Source organism: Streptomyces sp. URMC 126, from assembly GCF_051386555.1.
Lineage (GTDB): Bacteria > Actinomycetota > Actinomycetes > Streptomycetales > Streptomycetaceae > Streptomyces.
Genome location: NZ_JBPQTX010000468.1, coordinates 1 through 3,966 on the forward strand (window position 1 = coordinate 1; position 3,966 = coordinate 3,966).

Annotated in this window: 3 protein-coding genes; 1 reads left to right on the forward strand and 2 read right to left on the reverse strand. The window is 72.1% G+C overall.

The annotated features are described in order from the left end of the window. The first annotated feature begins 152 nt into the window (after positions 1-152). Positions 153-2,372: an NADP-dependent isocitrate dehydrogenase gene (locus tag ACSNOK_RS31465; RefSeq protein ID WP_436784205.1), complete on the forward strand. Its 2,220-nt coding sequence runs from the start codon at positions 153-155 to the stop codon at positions 2,370-2,372. 137 nt (positions 2,373-2,509) lie between these two features. Here ACSNOK_RS31465 and ACSNOK_RS31470 read toward each other — a convergent pair whose 3' ends face one another. Continuing rightward, on the reverse strand, positions 2,510-3,316 hold the full coding sequence (locus ACSNOK_RS31470) for a DUF4239 domain-containing protein (protein ID WP_436784206.1): 807 nt from the start codon (positions 3,314-3,316) through the stop codon (positions 2,510-2,512). 291 nt (positions 3,317-3,607) lie between these two features. After that, positions 3,608-3,943, reverse strand: coding sequence for a YnfA family protein (locus ACSNOK_RS31475; RefSeq protein ID WP_436784207.1), 336 nt, complete (start codon positions 3,941-3,943; stop codon positions 3,608-3,610). Positions 3,944-3,966: the final 23 nt, after the last annotated feature.

Sequence of the window (3,966 nt, forward strand, 5' to 3'; positions counted from 1 at the left end):
CGCCCCCCTCCCCGCGCACAGGACCCCGTCGCTCCCGGTCGGAGCGGCGGGGTCCTGTGACGTAAACGGAGGGGCAGGGCCCTGTGAGCGAGGCGGCCCGTTCGGGATATCTTGATATCGAGCAATGTTGCAAACGTGGAGCGGAGCACCCGGTGACTGACTCGACCATCATCTATACGCACACCGACGAGGCGCCGGCGCTGGCGACGCACTCGTTCCTGCCCGTGGTCAAGGCGTACGCCTCGACGGCCGGCGTCACCGTGGAGAGCCGCGACATCTCCCTGGCCGGCCGCATCATCGCCAGCTTCCCCGAGTACCTGGACGAGAGCCGGCGCATCCCCGACGCCCTCGCCGAGCTCGGCGAGCTGGCCAAGACCCCCGGCGCCAACATCATCAAGCTGCCGAACATCTCGGCGTCCATCCCGCAGCTCAAGGCCGCCGTCGCCGAGCTCCAGGAGCAGGGCTACACCCTGCCGGACTACCCGGACGACCCGAAGACCGACGAGGAGCGCGAGATCCGCGCCCGTTACGACAAGGTCAAGGGCAGCGCCGTCAACCCGGTCCTGCGCGAGGGCAACTCCGACCGCCGCGCCCCCGCGTCGGTCAAGAACTACGCCAAGGCCCACCCGCACCGCATGGGCGCCTGGACCGCCGACTCCAAGACGAACGTCGCCACCATGGGCGTCGACGACTTCCGGTCCACCGAGAAGTCCGCCGTCATCGCCGAGGACGGCACCCTGCGCATCGAGCTCTCCGGTGACGACGGCACCACCACCGTCCTCCGCGAGTCCGTGCCGGTGCTCGCGGGCGAGGTCGTCGACGCCTCCGTGATGCGCGTCGCCGCGCTGCGCGAGTTCCTCACCGCGCAGGTCGCCCGCGCCAAGGCCGAGGGCGTGCTGTTCTCCGTGCACCTCAAGGCCACCATGATGAAGGTCTCCGACCCCATCGTCTTCGGCCACGTCGTGCGCGCCTTCTTCCCGAAGACCTTCGCCGAGCACGGCGAGGCGCTGGCCGCCGCCGGCCTGTCCCCCAACGACGGCCTCGGCGGCATCTTCAAGGGCCTGGAGGCGCTGCCCGAGGGCGCCAAGATCAAGGAATCCTTCGACGCCGAGCTCGCCGAGGGCCCGGCCCTGGCGATGGTCGACTCCGACCGCGGCATCACCAACCTGCACGTCCCCAGCGACGTCATCGTCGACGCCTCCATGCCGGCCATGATCCGCACCTCCGGCCACATGTGGGGCCCGGACGGCCAGGAGGCCGACACCCTCGCCGTCCTCCCGGACAGCAGCTACGCGGGCGTCTACCAGGCCGTCATCGACGACTGCCGCGCCCACGGCGCCTTCGACCCGTCGACCATGGGCTCCGTGCCCAACGTCGGCCTGATGGCGCAGAAGGCCGAGGAGTACGGCAGCCACGACAAGACCTTCGAGGTCCCCGTCACCGGCACCGTCCGCGTCCTCGACGCCGCCGGGAACGTCGTCCTGGAGCAGGCCGTCGGCGCCGGCGACATCTTCCGCATGTGCCAGACCAAGGACGCCCCCATCAAGGACTGGGTGAAGCTGGCCGTCACCCGCGCCCGCGCCACCGGCGACCCGGCCGTCTTCTGGCTCGACGAGACCCGCGCCCACGACGCGCAGCTCATCGCCAAGGTCAAGGCGTACCTGCCCGAGCACGACACCGAGGGCCTGGACATCCGGATCATGGCCCCGGTCGAGGCCACCAAGTTCTCCCTGGAGCGCATCCGCCGCGGCGAGAACACCATCTCCGTCACCGGCAACGTGCTGCGCGACTACCTGACCGACCTGTTCCCCATCCTGGAGCTGGGCACCAGCGCCAAGATGCTGTCGGTCGTCCCGCTGATGAACGGCGGCGGCCTCTTCGAGACCGGCGCCGGCGGCTCCGCGCCCAAGCACGTGCAGCAGCTCGTCAAGGAGAACTACCTGCGCTGGGACTCGCTCGGCGAGTTCTTCGCCCTCGTGCCGTCCTTCGAGCACTACGCGAAGACCACCGGCAACGCCCGCGCGCAAATCCTCGCCGACACGCTGGACCGCGCCACCGCGACCTTCCTGGAGGAGGACAAGTCGCCGAGCCGCCGCCTCGGTGGCATCGACAACCGCGGCAGCCACTTCTACCTCGCCATGTACTGGGCGCGGGAGCTGGCCGCGCAGAAGGACGACGCGGAGCTCGCCGAGGCGTTCTCCGGGCTCGCCAAGGCGCTCACCGAGCAGGAGGCGACGATCGTCGAGGAGCTGAACTCCGTGCAGGGGCAGCCCGTCGACATCGGCGGCTACTACCAGCCCGACGTGGAGAAGGCGGCGGCCGTGATGCGGCCGTCCGCGACGTTCAACCAGGCGCTTTCGCTGCTTGGCTGAGCTTTTCGGTAGTCCGCGGCCCGGTGGGCGGCTTCTCGCCGCCGCCGGGCCGCGGTGCGTCGGGGTGCGGCGGCGGCTGCGGGACGGTGGGCCGTGCCGTCGACCGTCCGGTGACCGCGCCGCGCGGGCGCGCGGGTTCACGACGCGCGCCTGCCGCCGTCCTCGCGGCAGGGGGGACCGGCCTCCCGGTAGGTGGCGGTGTACTCGCGGGACAGCCGGTCCTCCAGCACGGTCAACGGCGTGGCCTTGATCTGGATGACGCCGCCGAAAGGCCGGTCCACGTCACGGGTGGCCAGCAGGGTGGCGGTGAGGAGGGCGGTGAACACCACGAGGCCGCAGGTGACCGTGAGGTTCTTGGTGGCCGGCAGGCACAGGCCCAGGTTGATGACGAGGACGGCGAGGCTGGCCAGCATCAGCCAGTAGACCGGACCGGGGATGGTGGGCGTCGACTCCGCGATGCGGGTCTGGCGTGCCTCGTCGCGCTTCTCCTCGGCGGACACGAGCTGGCCGAAGGGCGTGCTCTTGGTGTCCACACCCCGCAGGGTGCCGTGGACGTCCCGGCTCCAGGTCTCCGGGGCGCTCGAACCACGGCCGTGGGCCATGGCGGGCCACTCCTGGTGGCGTACCGCGCGTACATAGCAGGCGATGTCGCCCTGGAGACGCTGCCGGGGGGCGGCCGGGACGAAGTCGGCGGCCTCGTACATGTGGTCGAGGATCCGGGCCTCCTGGCGAACCGCCTCCTCGGCCCTGCTGTGGGAGCTCGAAGCCGTGACGAGGACGTAGGCCAGCACGAAGACGGTCAGGGCCTGCAACGGCAGGATGAAATCGCGGACGGTCAGATTCGGTGTCTCGATCGCCGCGAGCTGCCGACGCAGCGGGCGACGCCCGAAGACACCCGCGAGCAGCGCGCACACGGCGACGACGACGGTGATGATCACTGCCATTCCTCCGGGTCCCCGCACCCGGGGCCACCGGCCCCGCGGAAGGGGCCGGGCCGGCGTGCGGCTGCCCGCCATGCTTGTGCACGGGGGCGGGCCGGACGGGGAGGGACATGGCCGACGGGGGCACGATCACACGGTGAGGCCACACCGGGGCGGCGCCGGCGGTGAGGCCGCGGACGCGGCCGGAGACGTGCGCGTGACGAGGGCGCCGGACCCACGGGCCGGCCGGAGCCCCCGGCCCGTCCGCCGGACGCGGCGGGTCGGCGCTGCCGGTCCGCGTGCCCGGACCTCGCGTCAGCGGCCGCGCGGCGCCCACATGATGACCGCCATGCCGACGAGGCACACCAGCGCGCCCACCACGTCGTAGCGGTCGGGCCGGTAGCCGTCCGCCACCGCGCCCCAGGCCAGTGAACCGGCGACGAAGACCCCGCCGTACGCGGCGAGGATCCGGCCGAAGTGGGCGTCGGGCTGGAGCGTGGCCACGAAGCCGTAGAGGCCCAGGGCGACGGCCCCGGCGCCCGCCCACAGCCACCCGCGGTGCTCCCGCACCCCCTGCCACACCAGCCAGGCGCCCCCGATCTCGAACAGGGCGGCGACGAGGAACAGGGCGGCGGAGCGGGCGACGAGCATGGTGGGGCTTCCTGGGGTGGGAC